The organism is Pseudomonas sp. 5C2, assembly GCF_034314155.1.
In the GTDB taxonomy this organism is placed as follows: domain Bacteria; phylum Pseudomonadota; class Gammaproteobacteria; order Pseudomonadales; family Pseudomonadaceae; genus Aquipseudomonas.
Genome location: NZ_JAVIWH010000002.1, coordinates 1,011,547 through 1,035,048, shown reverse-complemented (window position 1 = coordinate 1,035,048; position 23,502 = coordinate 1,011,547). Strand labels below are relative to the sequence as shown.

The window sequence follows — 23,502 nt, the reverse complement described above, 5'->3', positions numbered from 1 at the left end:
CACAAATAAAAACGGCCTGGACGAGGCCAGGCCGTTAATGTTTTACAACGTGTTACTTCAGAACAGCCAGAACAGCGTCGTAATTCGGTTCGTGGCCGATTTCAGAGACCAGCTCGCTGTGCAGTACTTTATCGTGTTCGTCGAGTACAACCACGGCACGCGCGGTCAGACCTACCAGCGGGCCTTCGGCAATTGCCACGCCGTAGTTTTCCAGGAACTCGCGGCCGCGCATGGTGGACAGGTTCTTGACGTTTGTCAGGCCTTCGGCACCGCAGAATCGGGCTTGGGCGAACGGCAAGTCGGCGGAAATGCACAGCACTACGGTGTTGCTCAGGTCATTGGCCTGGGCATTGAACTTGCGTACGGAGGTCGCGCAGGTCGGGGTGTCTACGCTTGGAAAAATGTTCAGCACTTTACGTTTCCCAGCGAAGGTGGCCAGGGTAGCGTCAGACAAGTCGCCAGCCACCAGCGTGAACGCAGGTGCGGAGTTGCCAACCTTTGGCAGTTCGCCGTTGACTTGAATAGGGTTGCCTTTCTGGGTCACTTGAGCCATGAGCTGAGTCCTTTTTAAAGGGTTTCTGGAAGAGCCGGAAGTTAAACACGAAAGTGCGTAGGGACCTATGGGCCTGACTGGATTTTGTCTAACCGATTGTTCCGGGCGCACAATTCCACCAACCAGTCGACGAACACCCGCACCCGCCGCGACATCTGCCGATGCGGCGGGTACAAAGCCGTCAAGGCCATCGGCGGCGGGCGAAACGTATTTAGCACCTCTACCAGCGACCCACTGCGCAGCTGTTCGACGATATGGTAGTACGGCGTCTGCACCAATCCGTACCCGGCTTCGCATGCAGCCAGGTAGCCGTCTGCGCTGTTTATTGACATCGCCTTGGTCAGACTGAAATCACGCACCTGACCGTCAATCAAGAACTCCAGGCCGTACCGTTTGTTGGAGCTGGCCGAGAAATACTCGATCACTTTGTGCTGCGACAAATCTTCCAGTGTCAACGGCGCGCCATGACGCTGTAGGTACTCGCGACTCGCGCAGGTCACTTGCGTCATATTCGCCAGCGGCCTTGCCACTAGCGACTCATCCAGCGACGGCCCTGCCCGCACCACGCAATCCACGCCCTCACGAATCAACTGCACAGGACGATCACTCATGCCGATTTCCAGTTCGATCATCGGGTAACGGTCGGTGAACTGCGGCAATGCGGGGATAACGATCAAGCGACCGAAACCCACCGGAATATCAATGCGCAATACGCCTTGTGGCGCCTTACTCGCCGATGAAAACGCCGCTTCGGTGTCTTCCAGATCGGTCAGCAGACTGACACAACGCTGGTAATACGCCTGGCCGTCCAGGGTCGGACTGACGTGGCGGGTGGTGCGTTGCAGCAACTGCACCCCCAAATGCGCTTCAAGTTGTTTGATCAGAATTGTCGCCGAAGCCCGCGGCATATGCAGGCTGTCAGCGGCTTTGGCAAACCCGCCCAGTTCGACGATACGGGTGAACACGCGCATGGCGTTGAATCGATCCATGGGGCGACGACCTTGTAGGTGAAGTGAGGTCAGGGAGGCAATTTTAGGCGCCACTGTTTAGATTTTCTAAACAGTGAAAGCATTTTAAGCCGGTTTATCTCTGTTCTGTCGAGCGTAACAATGGAAGTCACCTTTAAATCGGCAGGAGTTTATCCATGCAAACCCGTCAACTTGGTAAAAACGGCCCGCAGGTTTCCGCCATCGGTCTCGGCTGCATGGGCATGACCGACTTCTATACCACTGGCACTGACACCAAAGAAGCCATAGCGACCCTCCATCGCGCCCTGGAGCTGGGTATCACGCTGTTGGACACTGCCGATATGTATGGCCCGCACACCAACGAAGAACTGATCGGCCAGGCCATTCGCGGCAAGCGTGATCAAGTCTTTATCGCCAGCAAGTTCGGCTTTGTCCGCGATGCTAGCGACCCCACTGCCCGGGGGGTAAACGGCAGCCCGGAATATATTCGCAGCGCCATCGACGGCACGCTCAAACGCTTGGGCATCGAAACCCTGGACCTGTATTACCAGCACAGGATCGACCCACAAATCCCGGTCGAAGAATCCGTGGGCGCCATGGCCGAGCTGGTCAAGGCCGGCAAGGTTCGTTACCTCGGTTTGAGCGAAGCTTCTGCCAGTACGCTGGAGCGGGCGCATAAAGTGCATCCGATCAGCGCGCTGCAAACCGAATACTCGCTGTGGAGCCGAGAGCCGGAAGAGAATGGCAGCCTCGAAACCTGTCGCCGTCTGGGTATTGCTTTTGTACCCTACAGCCCTCTGGGGCGCGGATTCCTGACCGGCACGCTGAAAAGCCCTGACGACTTTGCAGCTGACGATTACCGTCGATCGAGCCCGCGTTTTCAGGGCGAAAACTTCGCGAAAAACCTGCTGCTCGTGGAGAAGGTACAAAAACTTGCCGCTGAAAAAGGCGTCAGTGCCGGCCAGTTGGCCTTGGCTTGGGTGCTTGCCCAAGGCAATGACATCGTGCCGATTCCGGGGACCAAGCGACGCAAATACCTGGAAGAAAACGTCGCCGCATTAGCGATAAAACTAACCCCGAACGAACTGCAGACCCTCAAAGACCTGTTTCCCATTGAGGCCATCGCCGGAAAGCGTTACAGCGACAGCTCGTTAAAACTGGTTAACCAGTAACAGCGGCCCGATTGTGGGAGCACATGAATTCGCTCCCACAACATTCATGAGTGCACTGCTCAAAAGTCCCGTTTATAGAACAGATCCAGTGAGCTGGCGATTCCGCTGGCGGCTTCCAGATAGAGCTTTTTGCTCAACATATAACGCAAGGCGATGGTGTTGGCCGGTTCGAACACGCCGACGCCATAGCGCAGGCTCAACTTGTCAGTAATCTTGCCACTGGCGACGACACTGGTCGTATTGCCGCTGCCTGACGTGTCCAGCTCGAAATCCTTGATACCAAGATCCTTGGCGAGCGTACCCGTGACTGAAGAGCTCCCGGCCAGGCCCAATGCCAACGCTGCCTGGGCCATCATGTTGCTGTCTTCGCCGGTGGTGCTCAACGGGCGCCCCATGATCAGATAGGACAACGCCTGCTCCTGGCTCATGGCCGGCTCTGAGAACACGACAGTGGTCGGCTGTTCGGCGCTGCCGGTCAGGCGAATACCGGCAACCACGTCGTCGGTTTTGCGAATTGCTTCGATATCAAGGTACGGCTGGTCGATGGGGCCAGCGAATAAAAGCCGTGCTCGGCGAATGGTCAAACGCTGACCATAAGCCCGATAACGCCCATCGTTGAGGGTCAGCTCGCCCCGAGCGTCGAGGTTGTCACCGATATGCACATGCCCGGCCAGATTCGCGGTCAGCCCAAAACCGCTGAAGCTGAGTGTTTCCTGACCTACTTCAACGTCGATATCCATGGCCATGACCAACGGCGGCGCGCCCTGTTCGGTCTGATGGCCGACGATCACGGTGTCACCCGACAGTTTGACTGTCGAGGGCGGCAGTTCACGAATCGTAATCGCGCCTTTGGGGATCAGCACCTTGCCGGAAATCGCCAGCTTACCGCCCTTCATGGTGATGTTTAGATTCGGTGCCACTTCCAGCAGGGCATAAGGTTCCACCGTGAGCGGCAGGTGCGCGCCTTTCAGATTGAGGTCCACCGCAAGCGCTTCGCCCCAGGATATCTGCCCATTCAACGTACCTTTTCCAGACTCGCCACTGTTCCAGCCGCCGTCCAGGCGCAAGCTTTCGCCAGCGATCAGGGCCTGAACCGTCAGGTCATGCAGGCTGACGGGCAGTTCCGGCCCAGTCACTTCGCCGTCGCTGAGGGTGACGCTGCCATTAACCTGCGGTGCCAGCAGCCCCCCAGACAAACGCCCACTGCCATTGAGCCTGCCGGTGAGTTTTTCGACCATCGGCACGAAAGGCCGGGCAATGGATATATCCACCCCACTGAGGTTGAACGCTCCGGACAGCGGTTTGTTTTTCGCCAGCGGATCAATCTGCACTGTCACTGACAGCGTGCCCAGTTTTCCACCGCGAAAGTCCAGCTGGGAGTCGATGCGTTTCGGGTTCAGGATGCTGCTGATCTTGAGGCTTTCATAAGGGAAATCCAGCCATTGGTCCTTCTCGCGAATGCTCAAAGTACCACCGCTGGTCTCCACCGAAACCTGGCCATTAGGGCCGGAAGTCGGGAGATCGAGTTGCACGTTGCCGTTGAGCAGGCCTTTCCAGGCAAAGTCCTTGGGCAACCACTGAGCCAGGCTGTCGAGGGGGAATTGCTTAAGGTGATAACGCAAGCGCGGCTCGGGCATCAGCCGCTGATCCTCACCGCACAAACTTGCCTGCCCCGAAATCCAGCAGTGAGCGGCAAAATTGACTTTGCCATCAGCCAGTCGTTCGAGCCTGGTCGGCTGCTGCAAGCGCCAATCCTGGCCCCCTGTTTGCACATCGCCACTGACCAGCCTGCCCCGCCAGTCACCTTTGCTCAGGTCGCCGTCGAGTGCCAACCCCAGCTTCAATAATGGGCCTTGCAGGTCGAGCGCCAATTGTTGATGTTTGATATCCCCCTGACCGTTGACCTTCAGCGTGCCCAGTTGCGTGTCGCCCAGTTGAATACCACCACCCTTGAGGTCAATGGATGCACGCTGAGCCGTGTCCAGTTTTGCTGCCAGGGCCAGGCTTCGCAGGCGGTTGTCTGCCATCGCCAGTTGCCCGCCTTGCAGTGCCAGTTGACCTTGCGGCGCTTGCAGTGTGCCCGCCAGGTCCAGGCGCCCTTTGACTTGACCCTGCAAACGCGGCCACAGCTGGCCCAGACGCGGCAAATTGATGTCCATTTGGCCAAGCAGACGTTGCTGCAAGCTGCCTTTGCCTTGAATGCGGTTATCGCCCAGGCGAACATCCAGCGAGCCGAGCGTCCACTTATCACCGGCGCCATCGACCTTGGCCTGCAGCACGGCCGGCTGCCCCCGCAACCGACCTTTGAGGTCGAGGTCGACGTTCAGGCTCAGTCGCTCGTTTTTGTATTCCCCGGTGCTGCGCAACGGTCCAGCCAAGGTACCCGGCAATTCTCCCAGCCAATACGCCGGGTTGATCGCACTCAGATCCAGCGCCGTATCCCAGCCTATGCCATCGGCGAATTGCAGTTTCAGGTGCCCATCAGCCTTGCCCTTGCCCGCAGCCAGCTCTAACTGAGGCAGAAAGATCTGCTTGAGATCACCGCTGAACGGACTGCTCAGGCTGAACGCCCCGGCGGGTCCATCGAAAGCACCGCTGAAATTGCCCAGGTATTTGCCATCGGTGTAGGAGACTTCGCCGCTGAAGGTGCGCAAAGCCACCTGCGGTTCATCAATCGCCGGATAAAGCCGATGCCACGGAAAGTTCAGCCAATCGATTTTTGCGTCGGCGCTGAAGCCCTGGCGCCAGTCCAGCCGACCGCTGAGCTTCAGTGATTGTTCTGCACTGGCCGTCAGATCAAGCGCCGCGATGTCCGCACCTTGAGCATCGACCCTGCCTTGCAGCGCCAGCGCGACCGGACCTTGCTCGGCAGGCAGACTGGCGTTGCCAGAGACCCGATAACCGTGCTTCAAATCGCCCTGAGCTGCCAGCTCAATCCGATTGAGTTGCAGGGTGTCCGGCAGATCGGCGCTGGCCTTGAAGCCATCCGCCGTGACTTTCACCTGTGCGGGCAGATTCTCCACCAGCGGTTGCAGTTGCCCGCTCAATTGACCTTGCAGATAACCACTGCTATCCGCCTTGAGCTGCAAAGTCTTGAGCAGATTGCCCTGAATGTTCAAGGCCAGCGTCCAAGGCTGATCACCCGGTGCCGGCAGCTTCAGCTGACCTTGGGCTGTCAGCGGCCAGTCGCCGTTTGGCTGCAATAACCCGGACAGATCAAGCACCAGATCATCCCGTTGCAGATGCGCAGCATTGATCTGCAGGCCGTTGGCCGTCCACTCCGCTGCCAGTTGCAGAGCGCGTAATTGTTCGCTGCCATTAAGCATCAGGCTGCCGATGCGCACGTCACCCAAGCGGATCGCCAGCGGCAGCTTCAGATCCGGCAGACTCATGGGGCCACTGCTTTGGTCGGCACCGGAAGGGAACTGTAGACCGACGCGCTCGGCCTGCAATTGATCGACACATAGCGTCATCTTCGCCAGACACAAAGGCGACCAGACAAAGACTGGCGCATCGACCTCGACGCGGCTATCGCCCTGTACCCACAGCAGATGATCGGCCCGCCATTGACCGGCCAGATGACCGCTGAAGTTTTCGATTTTCAGCCCCGGCACCAGCCCCAGCGCCCAACGGCTGCCCGCTTGCGTGCCCAGGATCAGGCACAGACTCAGGATCAGCAACACGGGTAACGCGATCAGGCTCAGGCCGGTAATTTTTATTGCGCGACGCACCGTTCAGGCACTCCTCATAATTCAGGGCCCATGGAAAAGTGCACACGAAACCCACCATCGCCATCCAGCGCATGAGCCAGATCCAGGCGCAACGGCCCGACCGGCGAGACCCAGCGCACGCCGATACCGACACCGGTTTTCAAGCGTGGCAGTTGCAATGTATTGAAGGAGTTGCCTTGATCGACAAACGTCGCCACACGCCACTTTTCAGCGATTGAATATTGATATTCGGCGCTGCCAGCGACCATGTACCGTCCGCCAATACGATCACCGTCGGAGTTCGTCGGTGATAGGGTCTGGTAGTCATAGCCGCGCACGCTTTGATCGCCGCCAGCAAAAAAACGCAAGGAGGGAGGGATCGATTGATAGCCGTTGGTCGCGCTGCCACCAAACTGCACGCGCCCAAGAAAACGGTGGTTTTGCCACACGGTCGTCAAGCCTTTAAGCAGTACAGTGCCGCGCAACACATTGGTGTCTGACGCCAGCCCCTCCTTGGCGACTTGCCCATCGAACTGCAGGCGATAACCGTTATGCGGGTCGATACGGTTGTCACTGCGCAAAAGTGAATAGCTGATACCCGGCATCAGCAACGTACTTAGCCCGGAATCATCGCCCAGACGATATTCCTCGCGCTGCCACTTCAATGAAATCACCCGATCCCAACCGCTGGACAGCCGACTGTGCCACTCAGGGCCGACGGTCAACAGCTTGCTCACGGTGTCGGTGCCCGCGATCTCTTCGTACTGGTAACCGCCAGCGAACCGCAGTTTGTCGGTCAGTGGCGGGGTCAGAGGTATGTCGTACCACAGGCCCACGTTTTGGCGCGGTGCGGACAGCTCCATCTCGGCACCATAGCTGTGCCCCTGAGGATTGACCCAATGGCGCGTCCAGTTAGCCTTGCCGCGCGCACCGACGTCGGTGGAAAAGCCAAGGCCGAGCCCCATCGTGCGGGGCTTGCGGGTTTGTAGCTGGACCGCCACCGGAATCACCTGATCCACTGCTGCCGTGGGCGCCGCGTCCACCCGCACGCCCTCGAAATAGCCGCTCGACTGCAAGGCCTGATTGAGTTCAGCGATCAGTTCCGAGTCATAAGGGGTGTAGGCTTTGAATGGCACCATGCGTTGCATCAAGTCGTCATCAAATGGCGCATCGCCGCTGAAGCTGACTTTACCTAGCACGTAACGCGGGCCACTCTCATAAATCAGTTCTATATCGGCAACACCAGCCTTTGGGTCGATACTCAGGCGCTGGCTGCTGAAGTGCCCACTAAAAAAGCCATAGCGCGATGCCTGATTCTGGATCAGGCGCTTGGCGTCTTCGTAGTAGCCATGATTGAGTACAGCGCCCGTTTTCAACCTGTCGCTTTTCGGCACTCGAAACGCCTTGAGCGAGGCGGCTGGGCCGTCAATCCGTACGGTGACACTACGCAGATGCACCGGCTCGCCAGGCACCACGTTGATCACCAGTCGCAGGTCCTTGCCGGTTTTTACTGTGCTGTCGATCTGCGCCTGGTAATAGCCCAAGGCTTGCGCCGCTTTTTGCGCCTGCTCTTCAGCCCCCAGACTGAAACGTTGCAGGGCCTCTTCATCGCGCTCGCCAAGGCTGCCCACATACCCTTCGATATTGGCTTTAAGTGCGTCGTTGGAGGGTTCGATCCTGATATCCAGTTGCGCCGCCGCGAACACCGAAAAAGTGCTGAACTGGACAATAAACAGCAGAACCAAACCGCTGGTGAATCTACCGGAAAACTTCATAGCGGCGGATGCTATCACGCGCGGCGAGTCGTACTGGAGCGCGTCTGACAGCGAAAGCCTGGGACTTTATGCCTGGGCTTTGAGCAATACCTGAGGATTGGGGTGGAAAAACACATGTTCCCGGATTGGTCCTACAGCAATCTCACCGATTTCCTCATAGCCCTGTCGCTTATAAAACTCCAGATATCGCGGATTGCCCGTGTCGAGCACCACGCCCTGTGAAGTTTCATCGACGGCGCACCATTGATGCAGCGCCGTGAGCAACTGCTCACCAAAGTGACGACCCTGAAATTGTGGGTGGACCCCCAGCAATGGCAAAACGTGCACAGCGTCAGAAGGCAGGCAGGCCAGCACCGCCTGGTGATACTCCAGATAGCGCTGGGTACAGCGCAACCCTGCACTGAGGACCATGCGCAAACGCCATGCCCAGCTTTCGGTAATATCGAGACGGCGTTGCGGTGGGGCAATCAGAGCGATGCCCACCAGCCGATCCTCGACGAACAACCCCAGCGCTGGCAGGTCCTGCAAGAAGTGCTGTTTGACCAGTTCACGCACGGTGGCCCTGACCCGATGCTCATAGCCCGGCCTGTCCGACTCAAACAAGTAAGCGAAGCTCGGTTCGTGGCGATAGGCGTGATACAGCAGCGAGCGCGCCTCGCGGGAGTAACCACTGTCCAGCTGGCGGACTTCAGCCACGGCTGTTGAAGTTTCAGGCATTCGGTTGACCTCATAGGTACAGCGCTGCTCGAACGACAGCGTTTGTGATGCGAAAGCTTCGAGTAACAGGTACGCATTACAGTTCCGACATTTTCGACTCTGCTACCCGACCCTAGCATTGGATCAGACAATCCGCCACGCTGGCCGTGAGTCGACAGGTCAGCTAGCATCGCTTTTTTGTTTGCCAGGATTGCCGCCCATGAAAATCGTCTCGTTCAACATTAACGGCCTGCGCGCCAGACCTCATCAGTTGGCGGCGCTGATTGAGAAACATCAGCCGGACGTGATCGGCCTGCAGGAAACCAAAGTCTCGGACGAGCAATTCCCCCAAGCTGAAATCGAAGCCTTGGGGTATCACGTGCACTTCCACGGGCAAAAAGGCCACTACGGTGTCGCTCTGCTCTCGCGCCAGGCGCCACTCACCCTGCACAAGGGTTTCGACACCGATGACGAAGAATCCCAAAAGCGCTTTATCTGGGGCACGTTCGCCGACACAAAGGGCGAGCCTGTGACCATCATGAACGGCTACTTCCCGCAGGGTGAAAGCCGCGACCATCCGACCAAATTCCCGGCCAAGGAGCGTTTCTACAACGACCTCCAGCTGTTGCTGGAAAGCCAGTTCAAAAACGATCAGCCATTGGTGGTGATGGGCGACGTGAATATTTCCCCGGAAGACTGCGACATCGGCATCGGCCCGGATAACGCCAAACGCTGGCTCAGGACTGGCAAATGCAGTTTCTTGCCTGAAGAGCGCGAGTGGATGGCGCGCCTGAAAAACTGGGGCCTGATAGACAGCTTCCGTCATCTTCATCCCGAGGTGATAGACCGCTTCAGCTGGTTCGACTACCGCAGCCGGGGCTTCGAAGATGAGCCCAAGCGCGGTTTGCGGATCGACGTGATTATGGCCTCCCATGGATTGCAGTCACGCATCAAGGCCGCTGGCGTGGACTACGACCTGCGCGCCATGGAGAAACCGTCTGACCATGCGCCGATCTGGCTGGAGTTGAGCTAGAACCGGCCCCGCAAACGCCCTTTTAGGCATGACTGTCATATTTCAGCAATCATTCTGACTTAATCTCCCGGCACTTTCTGTCTCTATAAGGTGCCGCACATGCTGCGCGCTCTGTTCACTGGTACTGCCCGACACCGCGCAGCCTGGCTATTCGGTTTTATCTGCAGCACCCTGCCCGGTGTGGTTTTCGCGGCACTGCCGATCCCTGCCGAAGGCATCCCGGCGTTACGCATCCAAGGCTCCAATACCATTGGCGCCGCGTTGGGCCCAGCGCTGGTCGAAGGCTTGCTGCACGCCCAAGGTCTGCAAAATGTGCGTATCGAAGCGGGCGCCCATGAGAACGAACAACGTGTGCTCGGCCAGACGCCTGCCGGACGCACGGTACTAATCGAGGTGGCGGCCCACGGTTCTGGGACGGGGTTCACTGCATTGAAGGCCGACAAGGCCGACCTGGCAGCCTCCTCACGGCCGATCAAGGACAGCGAACTGGCGAACCTGGCCTCGCTGGGCGACCTGAAAAGCCGCAAGGCCGAACAAGTCATTGCCATCGACGGCGTGGCGGTGATCCTCCATCCGGCCAATCCCTTGCATCAGTTGAACACTGAACAACTCGCGCAAATATTCTCGGGTGAAGTCCACGACTGGGAAGATCTCGGCGGTACCGGTGGCGCGATTCACCTGTATGCCCGCGATGATCACTCCGGCACCTTCGACACGTTCAATGAGCTGGTACTGCTCAAGTACGGCAAAACCCTGGCGCACAACACCAAGCGATTCGAATCCAGTGAGCAGCTGTCTGATGAAGTCAGCCAGGACCGTGGAGGCATTGGCTTTATCGGTTTGCCTTACGTGCGCAGGGCCCACGCTGTCGCGATTGCCGATGGCGATTCGAAACCGATGCTGCCGACCGTCAGCCTGATTGCCACCGAGGATTACCCTCTGTCGCGGCGCCTGTATTTCTACCTGCCACCTCAGGGCCTCCAACCATGGGCCGAAGCACTGGTGCAGTTCGCACAAAGCAGCAAAGGCCAGGCCATCGTTGCCAACAGCGGCTTCATCGCCCAGACGGTACAGGCGATCAAGGTCCAGGCCTCAGCAGGGCTGCCTGCGGACTATCAAGCCATCGTCAAGCAAGCACAGCGTCTGTCGGTGAATTTTCGCTTTGCCCAAGGCAGTGCGACCCTGGATAACAAGGCGCAACTCGACCTGCAGCGGGTCGTTGACTACCTCAAGACACACGACAAATTGAACGGCCACGTCACGCTGGTAGGGTTTGGCGATGCCAAGAGCGATCCAGCGCGGGCAGCGTTATTGTCCAAACTCCGGGCCATGGCGGTGCGGCGAGAGCTGGTCAAGGCGGGCGTGGTCTTGCGCGACATTCGCGGTTTGGGTGATGAGATGCCGGTGGCGGCCAACAACGCCGATGAAGGCCGGATCAAAAATCGGCGGGTAGAGGTTTGGGTGTATTGAGTACCTGGGTGGGGGGCGAATAAATCCGCCCCCCACCGCTACTCGCGGTCAGTGATGCTCGCTACGCAGCATTTCCTTCGGCATATACTTACCGATCTCGAACTTGCCTATCGCCGCGCGGTGCACTTCATCCGGGCCGTCGGCCAGGCGCAACGTGCGCTGCATTGCGTACATGTAGGCCAACGGGAAATCGTTGGAAACCCCTGCGCCGCCGTGCATCTGGATCGCCCGGTCAATCACGCGCAATGCCACGTTCGGCGCCACGACCTTGATCTGGGCGATTTCGCTTTTCGCGACTTTGTTGCCGACGGTGTCCATCATGTACGCAGCCTTTAGTGTCAGCAGGCGCGCCATGTCGATTTCCATCCGCGAATCAGCAATTTTGTCGATGTTACCGCCCAGTCGCGCCAACGGACGACCGAATGCAGTGCGGCTGATCGAACGCTTGCACATCAGTTCCAATGCCCGTTCAGCCATGCCGATAGAGCGCATGCAGTGGTGAATCCGTCCAGGCCCGAGTCGACCTTGAGCGATTTCAAAGCCGCGCCCCTCACCCAACAGGACGTTCTCGTAAGGCACGCGAACGTTCTCAAACAGCACTTCAGCATGACCGTGGGGGGCATCGTCGTAGCCAAATACTGGCAGCGAGCGGACGATTTTCACCCCAGGGGCATCGGTCGGCACCAGAATCATTGAGTGTTGCTGATGGCGCGGACCTTCGGGATTGCTCAGGCCCATGAAAATCATGATTTTGCAACGCGGGTCGCAGGCGCCAGAGGTCCACCACTTACGGCCGTTGATCACCCATTCGTCACCGTCACGTTCAGCGCGGGCGGCCATGTTGGTGGCATCGGAGGACGCGACGTCCGGCTCGGTCATGGCGAACGCTGAACGAATTTCGCCGCGCAGCATCGGTTCAAGCCACTGCTGCTTCTGGGCTTCGTTGGCATAGCGCACCAGCACTTCCATGTTGCCGGTGTCTGGCGCCGAACAGTTGAACGGCTCTGGCCCTAGCAACGAACGGCCCATGATTTCAGCCAACGGAGCGTACTCGAGGTTGGTCAGGCCCGCACCGAGCTTCGACTCTGGCAGGAACAGGTTCCACAACCCCTCAGCCTTGGCCTTGAGTTTGAGCTCTTCCATGATCGCAGTGGGCTGCCAGCGATCGCCCTCGGCGACCTGACGTTCGAACACAGGCTCTGCCGGGTAGACATAAGCATCCATGAACGCAGTGACGCGCTCACGCAGTTCTTGAACCTTTGGGGAGTACGCGAAATCCATGAGCAGCTACCTTCTGAAGGAGGTGGGTGAGTGCATGAATTGGATGCTAGATCAGCGATGAAAATTTATCTAACCTATTCTCAACGTGTATAAACATTCATAACCGATATATGATCGGCCTTCGTAACGTCTCAATAAAAACAACATGAGAGCGCAATGGAATGAATCTGAGCAAGGTCGACCTCAACCTCTTTATTGTCTTTGATGCCATCTATACCGAAGCCAATCTGACCCGTGCCGGACAGATTGTCGGCATCACCCAGCCTGCGGTCTCGAACGCTCTGGCCCGCCTGCGGGAGACCTTCAACGACCCACTTTTCGTACGGACCGCGCAAGGCATGGTGCCCACGCCCATGGCCCAGAACATCATCGGGCCGGTGCGCAACGCCCTGACATTGCTGCGCGTCTCGGTGCAGGAAAGCCGGATTTTCAATCCGTTGCAGGCAAACAAGACCTACCGCATCAGCATGACCGACTTGACCGAAGCGGTGATCCTCCCTGCGTTGTTTCAACGTCTGCGTCGACTGGCCCCGGCGGTGATTATCGAGAGCTTTTTGTCCAAGCGTCGCGAGACCACCAAGGAGCTGGCAGCCGGGCGGCTGGACTTCGCCGTCGATGCGCCCCTCAATACCGACCCGCAAGTGCGTCACGTCAAGCTCATGGAAGACAAATACGTGTGTGCCATGCGCAAGGGGCATCCCTTGGCGACCAAAGAAAAATTCAGCTTGGAAGACTACCTGTCCCTGACGCACATCCACATTTCCAGCCGCCGCAGCGGCCTGGGACATGTTGACCTGGCACTGGGCAAGATGGGCATTCAGCGCAAAATCGCCCTGCGCTCGCAGCACTACTTGATGGCTTCGCAAGTGCTACAACAGACCGATATGGTCATGACCGTGCCGGAGCGCTTCGCCAGACGCCATGATCTGCACTATGTCAATTTGCCGGTCAACGATGTGCCGCCGGTGGAAACCCACCTTTACTGGCACGAAAGCACTGATCAGGACCCGGCTAACCGCTGGATGCGGGAGCAGATAATCGAACTCTGCCAACTGGTGACAGCGCAAGAAAAGAAGCTAGATAAAGCTTTAGATATAAATCCCAAGTAATTGATTATAAAGTGTTAATTTTAATAACTTAAAGTCATTTCTAGGTTAAATGGTCGTGATTTGCGCATGGATGAGGCAGCAAAAGTGAATGAAGGCGCGGCAGGCAGCTTGACGTATACGTCAAGCACGCCGTAGGTTAGCCACACGTTGAACCGTGAGTCCCTTCATGAGCAGTCAGACCTACAGCATTTCCGACCTCGCCCGCGAGCTCGACATTACCACCCGCGCTATTCGCTTCTACGAGGAACAAGGCCTGCTCGCTCCCGAGCGGCGGGGCCTTGAGCGTGTCTACTCAGGCCGCGACAAGGTGAGTCTGAAACTCATTCTGCGTGGCAAGCGCATCGGCTTCTCCCTGGCAGAATGCCGGGAACTGATCGAGCTGTACGACCCTCGCGGCGACAATCGAAAACAGTTGAATACCATGCTCGGTAAAATCAGTGACCGTCGTACTCAGCTTGAACAGCAACTGCTGGACATCCAGCAAATGCAGCTGGAGCTGGACACTGCTGAAGAGCGTTGCCTGGCTGCACTTGAAAGAACAGTTACAGATCATGATGTTACTGAGTAAACCTCAAATAAATATAAGGTGATGCCATGCCCCTGCCTCAACATGTTCGCCTGGTGGAAGTCGGCCCTCGCGACGGCCTGCAAAATGAAGCCCAGCCCATTAGCGTCGCGGACAAGGTGCGGTTGGTCGATGAACTGACCGCCGCAGGCCTGAGTTATATCGAAGTCGGCAGTTTTGTCTCGCCCAAATGGGTCCCACAAATGGCCGGGTCCGCTGAAGTCTTCGCTCAGATCCAGCGCAAGCCCGACGTGACCTATGCGGCGCTGGCGCCCAACTTCAGGGGGTTTGAAGACGCCCTCGCCGCTGGCGTGACAGAAGTCGCGGTATTCGCCGCCGCGTCCGAAGCGTTCTCCCAGCGCAACATCAATTGTTCGATCAGCGAAAGCCTGGAGCGTTTCGTCCCGATCATGGAGGCCGCCCGCCTGCACGGCATCAGTGTGCGCGGGTATGTCTCCTGTGTGCTCGGCTGTCCATACGAAGGCCAGGTCGCACCACAGCAGGTGGCCTCGGTCGCCAACGAACTGTTCGCCATGGGCTGTTATGAGGTGTCCTTGGGCGACACTATCGGCACCGGTACACCGGGCGCGACTCGCACCTTGTTCGACGTTGTCGCCGGGCAGATCCCGCGGGGCAAACTGGCGGGCCATTTCCATGACACCTATGGGCAAGCGCTGGCCAATATCTACGCCAGCCTGCTTGAGGGGATTCAGGTGTTCGACTGTTCTATCGCTGGGCTCGGCGGTTGCCCCTATGCCAAAGGCGCCAGCGGTAACGTCGCGACCGAAGATGTGCTGTACATGCTCAACGGTCTGGGGATTGATACCGGCATCGATATGGATCGCTTGATTGCAGCCGGTCAGCGGATCTGTGACGTGCTGGGGCGCCCTACCGGTTCACGGGTCGCGAAGGCGCGTTTGGCGACCGGAGTGTTACCGCGCCAATAAAAGGTGGGGAGGAAACGGGTAACACGGAAACAATTACTGATAATTTTTCTCGGCGACTTTGGCAGGTATTTTTTCAAGCCATTGATTTTAAAGGACTTGATTAAGTTGGCACGGCTTCTGCTATAGGTTCCGTACAACAAAAATAAAAAATAATGCAGTACCCAATAAAAACAATACGTATCGGCTCTGACATAACAAGAACAACACGGACAGAGACGCAGCTAATAGATTTTTTTGGAGTGGATAGCTTTTCAGGGGTTTCGACCCCGCGACCGGGCAGAGAACAATAAAACTACCTCAGGTAGCTCCCGAACTGGTTGGATCACGCAGGTGATGAAAGCGAGTCAGCGCTCAAAAAAATACGTTTGCTCTTGATCCTGAATGGGATCGACTAAAACAGCGGTAAAAGGGAACGGTCGCCAAAAACAACAACAGGCCACCCTAAAACAATAAAAAAAGAGCATGCATAAAACCTTGAAGGGGAGCCTAGGCTCCCCTTCGTGCTATCTGGCGCTTGCCAAACCCCATCAAGCCCCTACTCAACCGCCTTCAGCAATTCTTCGACACTGATTTCCCGCATGCGAAATTTCTGAACCTTGCCCGTTACGGTCATGGGGAATTCGTCGACGAATTTGAAATGGCGCGGGGTTTTGTAATGGGCGATCCGGTCTTTGCACCAACCTTGCAATTCGAGCGCACTGACGACGTGCCCCGGGTGCAGCTTTATCCAGGCGACGATCTCTTCGCCATACCTGGTATCCGGAATGCCGATCACCTGGACGTCCGCCACTGCGGGATGGGTAAAAAAGAACTCCTCCAGCTCGCGGGGATACACGTTCTCGCCGCCACGGATGATCATGTCCTTGTTGCGCCCGGCGATGCACACGTAACCATTGTCGTCCATCGACGCCAGGTCGCCGGTGTGCATCCAGCCCGCTTGATCCAGCGCCTCGGCGGTGCCTTGCGGGTTGTTCCAATAGCCGAGCATCACGCTGTAACCCCGGGTGCATAACTCGCCTATCTGGCCGCGCGGGACGACACAACCGGTTTCGTCGATGATTTTGTTCTCGAGTTGCGGCTGAGTGCGGCCCACGGTCGTTACCCGCAGCTCAATGCCATCCTCAGGCCCGGTCTGCAGCGACACCGGACTGGTTTCAGTCATGCCATAGGCGATCTGCACCTCCTTCATGTGCATCTCGCTGATCACTTTGCGCATGACTTCTATCGGGCAGGTCGCGCCAGCCATAATCCCGGTGCGCAGGCTGGACAGGTCAAATGCCTTGAGTTGCGGATGATCGAGCATGGCGATGAACATGGTTGGCACGCCATACAGCGCAGTGGCTCGCTCCTCAGCCACAACGCGGAGGGTGAGCAAAGGGTCGAAACCGTCATTTGGGTAGATCATCGTTGCGCCATGGGTCATACAACCCAGGTTGCCCATGACCATACCGAAGCAGTGATACAGCGGCACCGGGATCACGACGCGGTCAGTCGCGCTCAAGCCAAGGCTTTCACCGACCATGTAACCGTTATTGAGGATGTTGTAGTGGCTGAGGGTCGCACCTTTGGGGAAACCGGTGGTGCCAGAGGTGTACTGGATATTCACGGGGTGATCGAATTGCAGACAGCGCTGTCGCTCGTTCAGTTGCTCGACACTGACCTCGACTGCCAAAGACGCCAACGCGCTCCATGGAAGAAAGCCTGCTGGCGGCTGCTCGTCGAGGCTAATCACCCCGCGCAACTCCGGCAGGGACTCACTGCGCAGCTGTCCTGCCGGGTAGTCACACAATTCAGGAACCAGCGTGGCACACATGGCGTGGTAGTTCGAGGTCTTGAACGCTCCGGCGCAAATCAACCACTGACAGCCAGACTGCTTGAGCACGTACTCCAGCTCACTGGTGCGATAGGCGGGATTGATATTGACCAGAATCACGCCCAGTTTCGCGCTGGCGAACTGGGTAATGCACCACTGCGCGCAGTTCGGGGCCCAAACCCCCAGGCGGTCGCCCGTCCGCAAGCCCAGCGCCATCAGCGCCCGCGCATGCAGGTCTACCGCTTCGCCCAACTGCGCCCAGCTATAGCGCAGTTGCTGATGGCGCACGACCAATGCCTCGCCAAGAGGGAATTTGGCGACAGTCTCGTCAAATGCCTGACCGATGGTCTGCGCCAACAGCGCTTTGTCCTGCCGACCGCGAGAATAGCTAGGTTGAATCATGGACCGTCCCTTTTTATGTTTGTTTTGGGATCACAGCCGTATCGTCGTTTCGCCAGACACAGCCATCATAGAGGCCTTACTCTTCGAACACGTCTACTTTGGCGCAAATTGACGTTAACGTAAAGGTCATGCCTATGAACGGATGTTGACAGGCAAAGCCCGACAGGTTTACGTTAACGTAAAGGTGAATACAGCATTCACCATAGCACTCATTATTTTCAAGACCCCAACCCAGGGTTTGCACCCAACAATAATAGGAAAGGTAAAAAGCATGAGCTACCCGAGCCTGAACTTCGCCCTCGGCGAAACCATCGACATGCTGCGCGACCAGGTTCAGGCCTTTGTCGCGGCAGAAATTTCGCCCCGTGCGGCGCAAATCGATAAAGACAATCTGTTCCCTGCTGACATGTGGCGCAAGTTCGGTGACATGGGTTTGCTCGGCATCACGGTCTCTGAGGAATACGGCGGCGCGGGCATGGGCTACCTGGCTCACGTTGTGGCGATGGAAGAAATCAGCCGTGGCTCGGCTTCAGTCGCCCTCTCCTACGGCGCTCACTCCAATCTGTGCGTGAACCAGATCAACCGCAACGGCAACCCCGAGCAGAAAGCCAAATACCTGCCCAAGCTGATCAGTGGCGAGCATGTGGGTGCCTTAGCCATGAGCGAACCCAATGCCGGTTCCGATGTGGTGTCGATGAAACTGCGCGCCGACAAGCGCGGCGATCATTACGTTCTCAATGGCAGTAAAACCTGGATCACCAACGGCCCGGATGCCAACACGTATGTGATCTACGCCAAGACTGACCTGGAAAAAGGCGCTCATGGCATCAGCGCTTTCATCGTCGAGCGCGACTGGAAAGGATTTTCCCGCAGCAATAAATTCGACAAGCTCGGCATGCGTGGCTCCAACACCTGCGAGCTGTTTTTCGATGACGTCGAAGTGCCGGAAGAGAACCTGCTCGGGGTGCTGAACAGCGGCGTCAAAGTCTTGATGAGCGGCCTCGACTACGAGCGCGTCGTGCTTTCGGGTGGCCCTACCGGGATCATGCAGGCCTGTATGGACGTGGTGGTGCCCTACATTCACGACCGTAAACAGTTCGGCCAGAGCATCGGCGAATTCCAGCTGATTCAAGGCAAGGTCGCCGACATGTACACCCAACTCAATGCCAGCCGCGCGTACCTGTATGCCGTGGCTCAAGCCTGTGAGCGCGGCGAAACCACGCGCAAGGATGCTGCCGGGGTGATCTTGTACAGCGCAGAACGCGCCACACAAATGGCTCTGGACACCATCCAGATCCTCGGCGGCAACGGCTATATCAATGAGTTTCCGGCCGGACGCCTGTTGCGTGACGCCAAGCTGTATGAGATCGGCGCGGGCACCAGTGAAATCCGCCGCATGCTGATCGGTCGCGAGCTGTTCAACGAAACGCGCTGAGCCTATTTGATCTTTTGGAGTGCCTCATGGCCATCCTGCACACCCAAATCAACACGCGCTCGCCCGAATTCGCACTCAACGGCGCAGCGATGCTGGAACACGTCAAAGGCTTGCGAAAGTTGCTCGCCCAGGTTCATCAGGGCGGCGGGCCTAAAGCCCAAGAGCGCCACACGTCGCGCGGCAAACTGCTGCCCCGCGAACGGATCAACCGTTTGCTCGATGCCGGTTCGCCTTTCCTTGAAATCGGCCAGTTGACGACTTACGAGGTGTATGGCGAAGACGTACCCGCGGCAGGTTTGATCGTCGGCATTGGCCGGGTCGAGGGCGTCGAATGCATGATCGTCGCCAACGACGCCACAGTAAAAGGCGGCTCTTACTATCCGCTGACGGTGAAAAAACACCTGCGAGCGCAAACTATCGCTCAGCAAAATCGCTTGCCGTGCATCTATCTGGTCGATTCCGGTGGCGCCAACCTGCCGCGTCAGGATGAAGTGTTCCCGGACCGCGAGCACTTCGGGCGGATTTTCTTCAACCAAGCGAACATGAGCGCCGTGGGCATCCCGCAGATCGCCGTGGTCATGGGCTCGTGCACCGCGGGCGGTGCTTACGTGCCGGCCATGGCCGATGAAGCAATCATGGTTCGCCAACAGGCGACGATTTTCCTCGCTGGCCCACCGTTGGTGAAAGCCGCGACCGGTGAAGTGGTGAGCGCCGAGGACCTGGGCGGTGCCGATGTGCACTGCAAGATCTCTGGGGTTGCCGACCATTACGCCGAAAGTGATGAACATGCCCTGGCCTTGGCCCGACGCAGCATCGCCAACCTCAACTGGCGTAAACAGGGTGAACTCAACGCCCTGCCCCCCATTGCCCCGCTGTATGGCGCCGACGAGTTGTACGGGGTGATCCCGGCTGACGCGAAGCAACCCTTCGATGTGCGCGAAGTGGTTGCGCGCCTGGTGGACGGCTCCGTGTTCGATGAATTCAAGGCCTTGTTCGGGACCACGCTGGTCTGCGGCTTTGCCCATCTGCACGGCTATCCCATCGCGATCCTGGCCAATAACGGCATCCTGTTCGCTGAATCGGCGCAAAAAGGCGCGCACTTCATCGAGCTGGCCTGTCAGCGCGGCATCCCGTTGTTGTTTCTGCAGAACATCACCGGGTTCATGGTCGGCCAGAAGTACGAAGCTGGCGGCATCGCCAAGCACGGCGCCAAGCTGGTCACCGCCGTAGCCTGCGCCAAGGTGCCGAAGTTCACGGTCATCATTGGCGGCAGTTTCGGCGCCGGTAACTACGGCATGTGCGGCCGCGCCTACGACCCGCGTTTTCTCTGGATGTGGCCCAACGCCCGGATCGGCGTAATGGGTGGCGAACAAGCTGCTGGCGTGCTGGTGCAGGTCAAGCGCGAGCAAGCCGAACGCAGCGGTCACACGTTCAGCGCTGAGCAGGAAGCCGAGATCAAGCAACCGATTCTCGATCAGTATGAGCACCAGGGTCATCCTTATTACTCCAGCGCCCGTTTGTGGGACGACGGTGTAATCGACCCCGCGCAAACCCGGGACATCCTTGCCCTGGCCTTGTCCGCATCGCTGAATGCGCCTATCGAGCCAAGCACATTCGGTGTGTTCCGGATGTAACCGGGCCGCGCCCACGGAGTGAACATGACCGATTTACACACAGTTGAATTGCACACCGATCCCCGGGGGTTCGCCACGCTCTGGCTGAACCGCGCGGACAAGAACAACGCTTTCAACGCCCAAATGATTCGCGAGCTGATCATCGCCCTGGATGATGTGCAAGCCGACACCCGTCTGCGCTTCATGGTGATCCGTGGCCGGGGCAAGCACTTTAGCGCTGGCGCCGACCTGGCCTGGATGCAGCAATCGGCGAACCTGGATTACAACACCAACCTCGACGATGCCCGCGAACTGGCCGAGTTGATGTACAACCTGGCCAAATTGAAGATCCCCACTTTGGCGGTCGTGCAAGGCGCGGCCTATGGCGGCGCATTGGGTCTGATCAGTTGCTGTGACATGGCCATCGGTACCGAAGATGCGCAGTTTTGCCTGTCGGAAGTGCGCATCGGCCTGGCCCCGGCGGTGATCAGCCCCTTCGTGGTGCAAGCCATCGGTGAGCGTGCGGCGCGTCGTTACGCCCTGACGGCCGAGCGCTTCAGTGGCCTGCGCGCACGGGAAATCGGTTTGCTTGCCGAGTGTTACCCAGCCGCCGAGTTCGAGCAGCAGATCGATCAGTGGATCGACACCTTGCTGCTCAACAGCCCACAAGCAATGCGTGCGAGTAAAGACCTGCTGCGTGAAGTAGGTAACGGTGCACTGACCCCTGCCCTGCGTCGTTATTGCGAAAACGCCATTGCCCGTATCCGCGTCAGCCCTGAAGGCCAGGAAGGCTTGCGCGCCTTTCTGGAAAAACGCGCACCGGCCTGGCAGTCCGAGCAGGCTGACGCCGCTCAATCCAATAAAAAGGAGCCGCGCCCATGAGCGCCTCGCAGCCCCCTACACCACCGCTGACCCGAATTCTGGTCGCCAACCGGGGCGAAATTGCGTGCCGCATCATGCGCACCGCCAAGGCGCTTGGGCTGACCACCGTTGCCGTGCACAGCGCCACCGATCGCGATGCTCGACACAGCCGCGAGGCTGACATCCGAGTGGATCTGGGTGGGAGCAAGGCGGCCGACAGCTACTTGCTGATCGACAAATTGATCGCTGCGGCCAAGGCCAGCGGCGCCCAGGCGATTCATCCTGGTTATGGCTTTTTATCTGAAAACGCAGGGTTTGCCCGCGCCATCGAAAACGCTGGATTGGTTTTCCTCGGTCCACCCGCCTCTGCCATCGACGCCATGGGCAGCAAATCCGCCGCCAAGGCCCTGATGGAAGACGCGGGCGTACCTCTGGTACCGGGTTATCACGGCGAAGCACAAGACGTCGCAACCTTCAGCGCCGCCGCTGAACGCATCGGTTACCCGGTGTTGCTCAAAGCCACGGCAGGCGGTGGCGGCAAAGGCATGAAGGTGGTGGAACAGGTCAGTGAAATGGCCGAAGCGCTGGCCTCGGCTCAGCGTGAAGCACAGTCATCGTTCGGTGACTCGCGGATGCTGGTGGAGAAATACCTGCTCAAGCCGCGTCACGTCGAAATCCAAGTGTTTGCCGATCAGCACGGCAACTGCCTGTACCTTAATGAGCGCGACTGCTCGATTCAGCGCCGCCATCAAAAAGTCGTCGAAGAAGCCCCTGCCCCCGGTCTCAGCCCAGAGCTGCGCCGTGCCATGGGTGAATCGGCGGTGCGTGCTGCTCAAGCCATTGGTTATGTCGGCGCAGGCACGGTGGAGTTTCTGCTGGACTCTCGCGGCGAATTCTTCTTTATGGAGATGAATACTCGCCTGCAAGTCGAACACCCGGTCACCGAAGCGATCACCGGGCTGGACCTGGTGGCCTGGCAAATTCGCGTGGCCCAAGGCGAGGCGTTGCCAATTACTCAAGCGCAGGTACCGCTGATTGGCCATGCCATCGAAGTGCGGCTGTACGCCGAAGACCCCGCCAACGATTTCTTGCCGGCCACCGGCACGCTGGACATCTACCGCGAACCTGCTGCCGGCCCCGGTCGACGCGTGGACAGCGGCGTAGCCGAGGGTGACAGCGTGTCGCCGTTCTACGACCCGATGCTCGGCAAACTGATCGCCTGGGGCGAGAACCGTGAGCAGGCACGTCTGCGTTTGCTGGCCATGCTTGATGAGTTCGCCATCGGCGGGCTGAAAACCAACCTGGCGTTCCTGCGCCGCATCGTCGCTCATCCTGCGTTCGCAGCGGCGGAACTTGATACCGGATTTATTCCACGCTATCAGGAACAGTTGCTGCCACCCGCCGGAGAATTATCGGCAGAGTTCTGGCAAGCCGCTGGCGAGGCCTTCAGCCAAAGCCAGCCAGCCACGGTTCGTCAGGACGACCTTTATTCACCGTGGGCCAGCCACAACGGTCTGCGTGCCGGGCTGCCGACAGAAATCGACCTGCACTTGATCTGCAATGGCCAGAAGCAGGTGATCCAGCTGCGCAACAGCAGCGCCTCGCTGGCCGAGCTGAGGGGCGAGCAACTGCTGATTGAACACGATGGCGTGCGCCGTCAGCATCTGGCGATCCGCCGGGGCGATACCTTATATCTGCATTGGCAAGGCGAGCTGCACACCATCAAACGCCTCGATCCGATTGCCGAGATTGAAGCCAGCCACAGCCATCAGGGCGGCCTGACCGCTCCAATGAACGGCAGCATCGTGCGGGTGCTGGTCGAGGTCGGTCAAAGCGTCGACGCGGGTGCGCAGTTGGTGGTGCTGGAGGCCATGAAGATGGAGCACAGCATCCGCGCACCCCATGCTGGAGTAGTCAAGGCGCTGTATTGCGTCGAAGGCGAGATGGTCAGCGAAGGCACGGCACTGGTGGAACTGGATGAAGCAAAATAAACTTTGATATGCGAATGATAATTGTTATTATTGGCGCCGTTGATCGCAAGATCAACCCGATAACCCAGAAGCCTCAGGTCGGCTTCCGGGTTATCTCCTCATCAGGCT

General features: G+C 58.2%; 17 protein-coding genes. 10 read left to right on the top strand and 7 right to left on the bottom strand.

The features are described 5' to 3' along the window. Nucleotides 1-52: 52 nt before the first annotated feature. Together tpx and RGU44_RS05435 are read right to left on the bottom strand one after the other, a co-directional pair. Nucleotides 53-553: a thiol peroxidase gene (gene tpx / locus RGU44_RS05440; protein WP_322216020.1), complete on the bottom strand. Its 501-nt coding sequence runs from the start codon at nucleotides 551-553 to the stop codon at nucleotides 53-55. 65 nt (nucleotides 554-618) lie between these two features. After that, entirely contained in the window at nucleotides 619-1,542 is a 924-nt protein-coding gene (locus RGU44_RS05435) for a LysR family transcriptional regulator (protein WP_322216018.1), read from the bottom strand. 155 nt (nucleotides 1,543-1,697) lie between these two features. On the opposite strand from RGU44_RS05435, the gene RGU44_RS05430 reads away from it, so the two are divergent. Further along, nucleotides 1,698-2,693: an aldo/keto reductase gene (locus RGU44_RS05430; RefSeq protein WP_322179410.1), complete on the top strand. Its 996-nt coding sequence runs from the start codon at nucleotides 1,698-1,700 to the stop codon at nucleotides 2,691-2,693. A 59-nt stretch (nucleotides 2,694-2,752) separates the two neighbouring features. On the opposite strand, the gene RGU44_RS05425 is transcribed toward RGU44_RS05430, so the two are convergent. The 3 genes from RGU44_RS05425 to RGU44_RS05415 form a co-directional block, all read right to left on the bottom strand. After that, nucleotides 2,753-6,424, bottom strand: coding sequence for a translocation/assembly module TamB domain-containing protein (locus tag RGU44_RS05425; RefSeq protein ID WP_322216015.1), 3,672 nt, complete (start codon nucleotides 6,422-6,424; stop codon nucleotides 2,753-2,755). Between the two features lie 14 nt (nucleotides 6,425-6,438). Further along, nucleotides 6,439-8,178, bottom strand: a complete 1,740-nt coding sequence (locus tag RGU44_RS05420; RefSeq protein ID WP_322216012.1) for an autotransporter assembly complex family protein — start codon at nucleotides 8,176-8,178, stop codon at nucleotides 6,439-6,441. Nucleotides 8,179-8,244: 66 nt separating this feature from the next. Next, nucleotides 8,245-8,895 (bottom strand): GNAT family N-acetyltransferase, encoded by a 651-nt coding sequence (locus RGU44_RS05415; RefSeq protein WP_219060168.1) that lies wholly within the window; start codon nucleotides 8,893-8,895, stop codon nucleotides 8,245-8,247. Between the two features lie 199 nt (nucleotides 8,896-9,094). On the opposite strand from RGU44_RS05415, the gene xthA reads away from it, so the two are divergent. Further along, nucleotides 9,095-9,907: an exodeoxyribonuclease III gene (gene xthA, locus RGU44_RS05410; RefSeq protein ID WP_322179413.1), complete on the top strand. Its 813-nt coding sequence runs from the start codon at nucleotides 9,095-9,097 to the stop codon at nucleotides 9,905-9,907. A 99-nt stretch (nucleotides 9,908-10,006) separates the two neighbouring features. After that, nucleotides 10,007-11,377: a phosphate ABC transporter substrate-binding/OmpA family protein gene (locus tag RGU44_RS05405; protein WP_322179414.1), complete on the top strand. Its 1,371-nt coding sequence runs from the start codon at nucleotides 10,007-10,009 to the stop codon at nucleotides 11,375-11,377. 48 nt (nucleotides 11,378-11,425) lie between these two features. On the opposite strand, the gene RGU44_RS05400 is transcribed toward RGU44_RS05405, so the two are convergent. Next, nucleotides 11,426-12,658, bottom strand: a complete 1,233-nt coding sequence (locus tag RGU44_RS05400; RefSeq protein ID WP_322179415.1) for an acyl-CoA dehydrogenase — start codon at nucleotides 12,656-12,658, stop codon at nucleotides 11,426-11,428. Between the two features lie 161 nt (nucleotides 12,659-12,819). Here RGU44_RS05400 and RGU44_RS05395 point away from each other — a divergent pair, with 161 nt between their 5' ends. From RGU44_RS05395 to RGU44_RS05385, 3 genes are all read left to right on the top strand, one after another. Beyond that, nucleotides 12,820-13,767, top strand: coding sequence for a LysR family transcriptional regulator (locus RGU44_RS05395; RefSeq protein ID WP_322216010.1), 948 nt, complete (start codon nucleotides 12,820-12,822; stop codon nucleotides 13,765-13,767). A 166-nt stretch (nucleotides 13,768-13,933) separates the two neighbouring features. Next, nucleotides 13,934-14,335, top strand: coding sequence for a MerR family transcriptional regulator (locus RGU44_RS05390; RefSeq protein ID WP_219060173.1), 402 nt, complete (start codon nucleotides 13,934-13,936; stop codon nucleotides 14,333-14,335). A gap of 26 nt (nucleotides 14,336-14,361) precedes the next feature. Further along, nucleotides 14,362-15,279, top strand: a complete 918-nt coding sequence (locus tag RGU44_RS05385) for a hydroxymethylglutaryl-CoA lyase (protein ID WP_322216008.1) — start codon at nucleotides 14,362-14,364, stop codon at nucleotides 15,277-15,279. A 535-nt stretch (nucleotides 15,280-15,814) separates the two neighbouring features. Here the strand turns inward: RGU44_RS05385 and RGU44_RS05380 are convergent. Next, on the bottom strand, nucleotides 15,815-17,494 hold the full coding sequence (locus RGU44_RS05380; RefSeq protein WP_322216005.1) for an AMP-binding protein: 1,680 nt from the start codon (nucleotides 17,492-17,494) through the stop codon (nucleotides 15,815-15,817). Between the two features lie 271 nt (nucleotides 17,495-17,765). Here RGU44_RS05380 and RGU44_RS05375 point away from each other — a divergent pair, with 271 nt between their 5' ends. Genes RGU44_RS05375 through RGU44_RS05360 form a run of 4 tightly spaced genes read left to right on the top strand, consistent with a single transcriptional unit; the run spans nucleotide 17,766 to nucleotide 23,394 of the window. Further along, nucleotides 17,766-18,929, top strand: a complete 1,164-nt coding sequence (locus RGU44_RS05375) for an isovaleryl-CoA dehydrogenase (protein ID WP_322179419.1) — start codon at nucleotides 17,766-17,768, stop codon at nucleotides 18,927-18,929. A gap of 26 nt (nucleotides 18,930-18,955) precedes the next feature. After that, complete coding sequence (locus tag RGU44_RS05370) at nucleotides 18,956-20,563, top strand: carboxyl transferase domain-containing protein (protein ID WP_322216002.1); 1,608 nt, start codon at nucleotides 18,956-18,958, stop codon at nucleotides 20,561-20,563. 24 nt (nucleotides 20,564-20,587) lie between these two features. Beyond that, nucleotides 20,588-21,424: a gamma-carboxygeranoyl-CoA hydratase gene (locus RGU44_RS05365; RefSeq protein ID WP_322179421.1), complete on the top strand. Its 837-nt coding sequence runs from the start codon at nucleotides 20,588-20,590 to the stop codon at nucleotides 21,422-21,424. Then, nucleotides 21,421-23,394: an acetyl/propionyl/methylcrotonyl-CoA carboxylase subunit alpha gene (locus tag RGU44_RS05360; RefSeq protein ID WP_322215999.1), complete on the top strand. Its 1,974-nt coding sequence runs from the start codon at nucleotides 21,421-21,423 to the stop codon at nucleotides 23,392-23,394. The genes RGU44_RS05365 and RGU44_RS05360 overlap by 4 nt, the downstream gene beginning before the upstream one ends. Nucleotides 23,395-23,502: the final 108 nt, after the last annotated feature.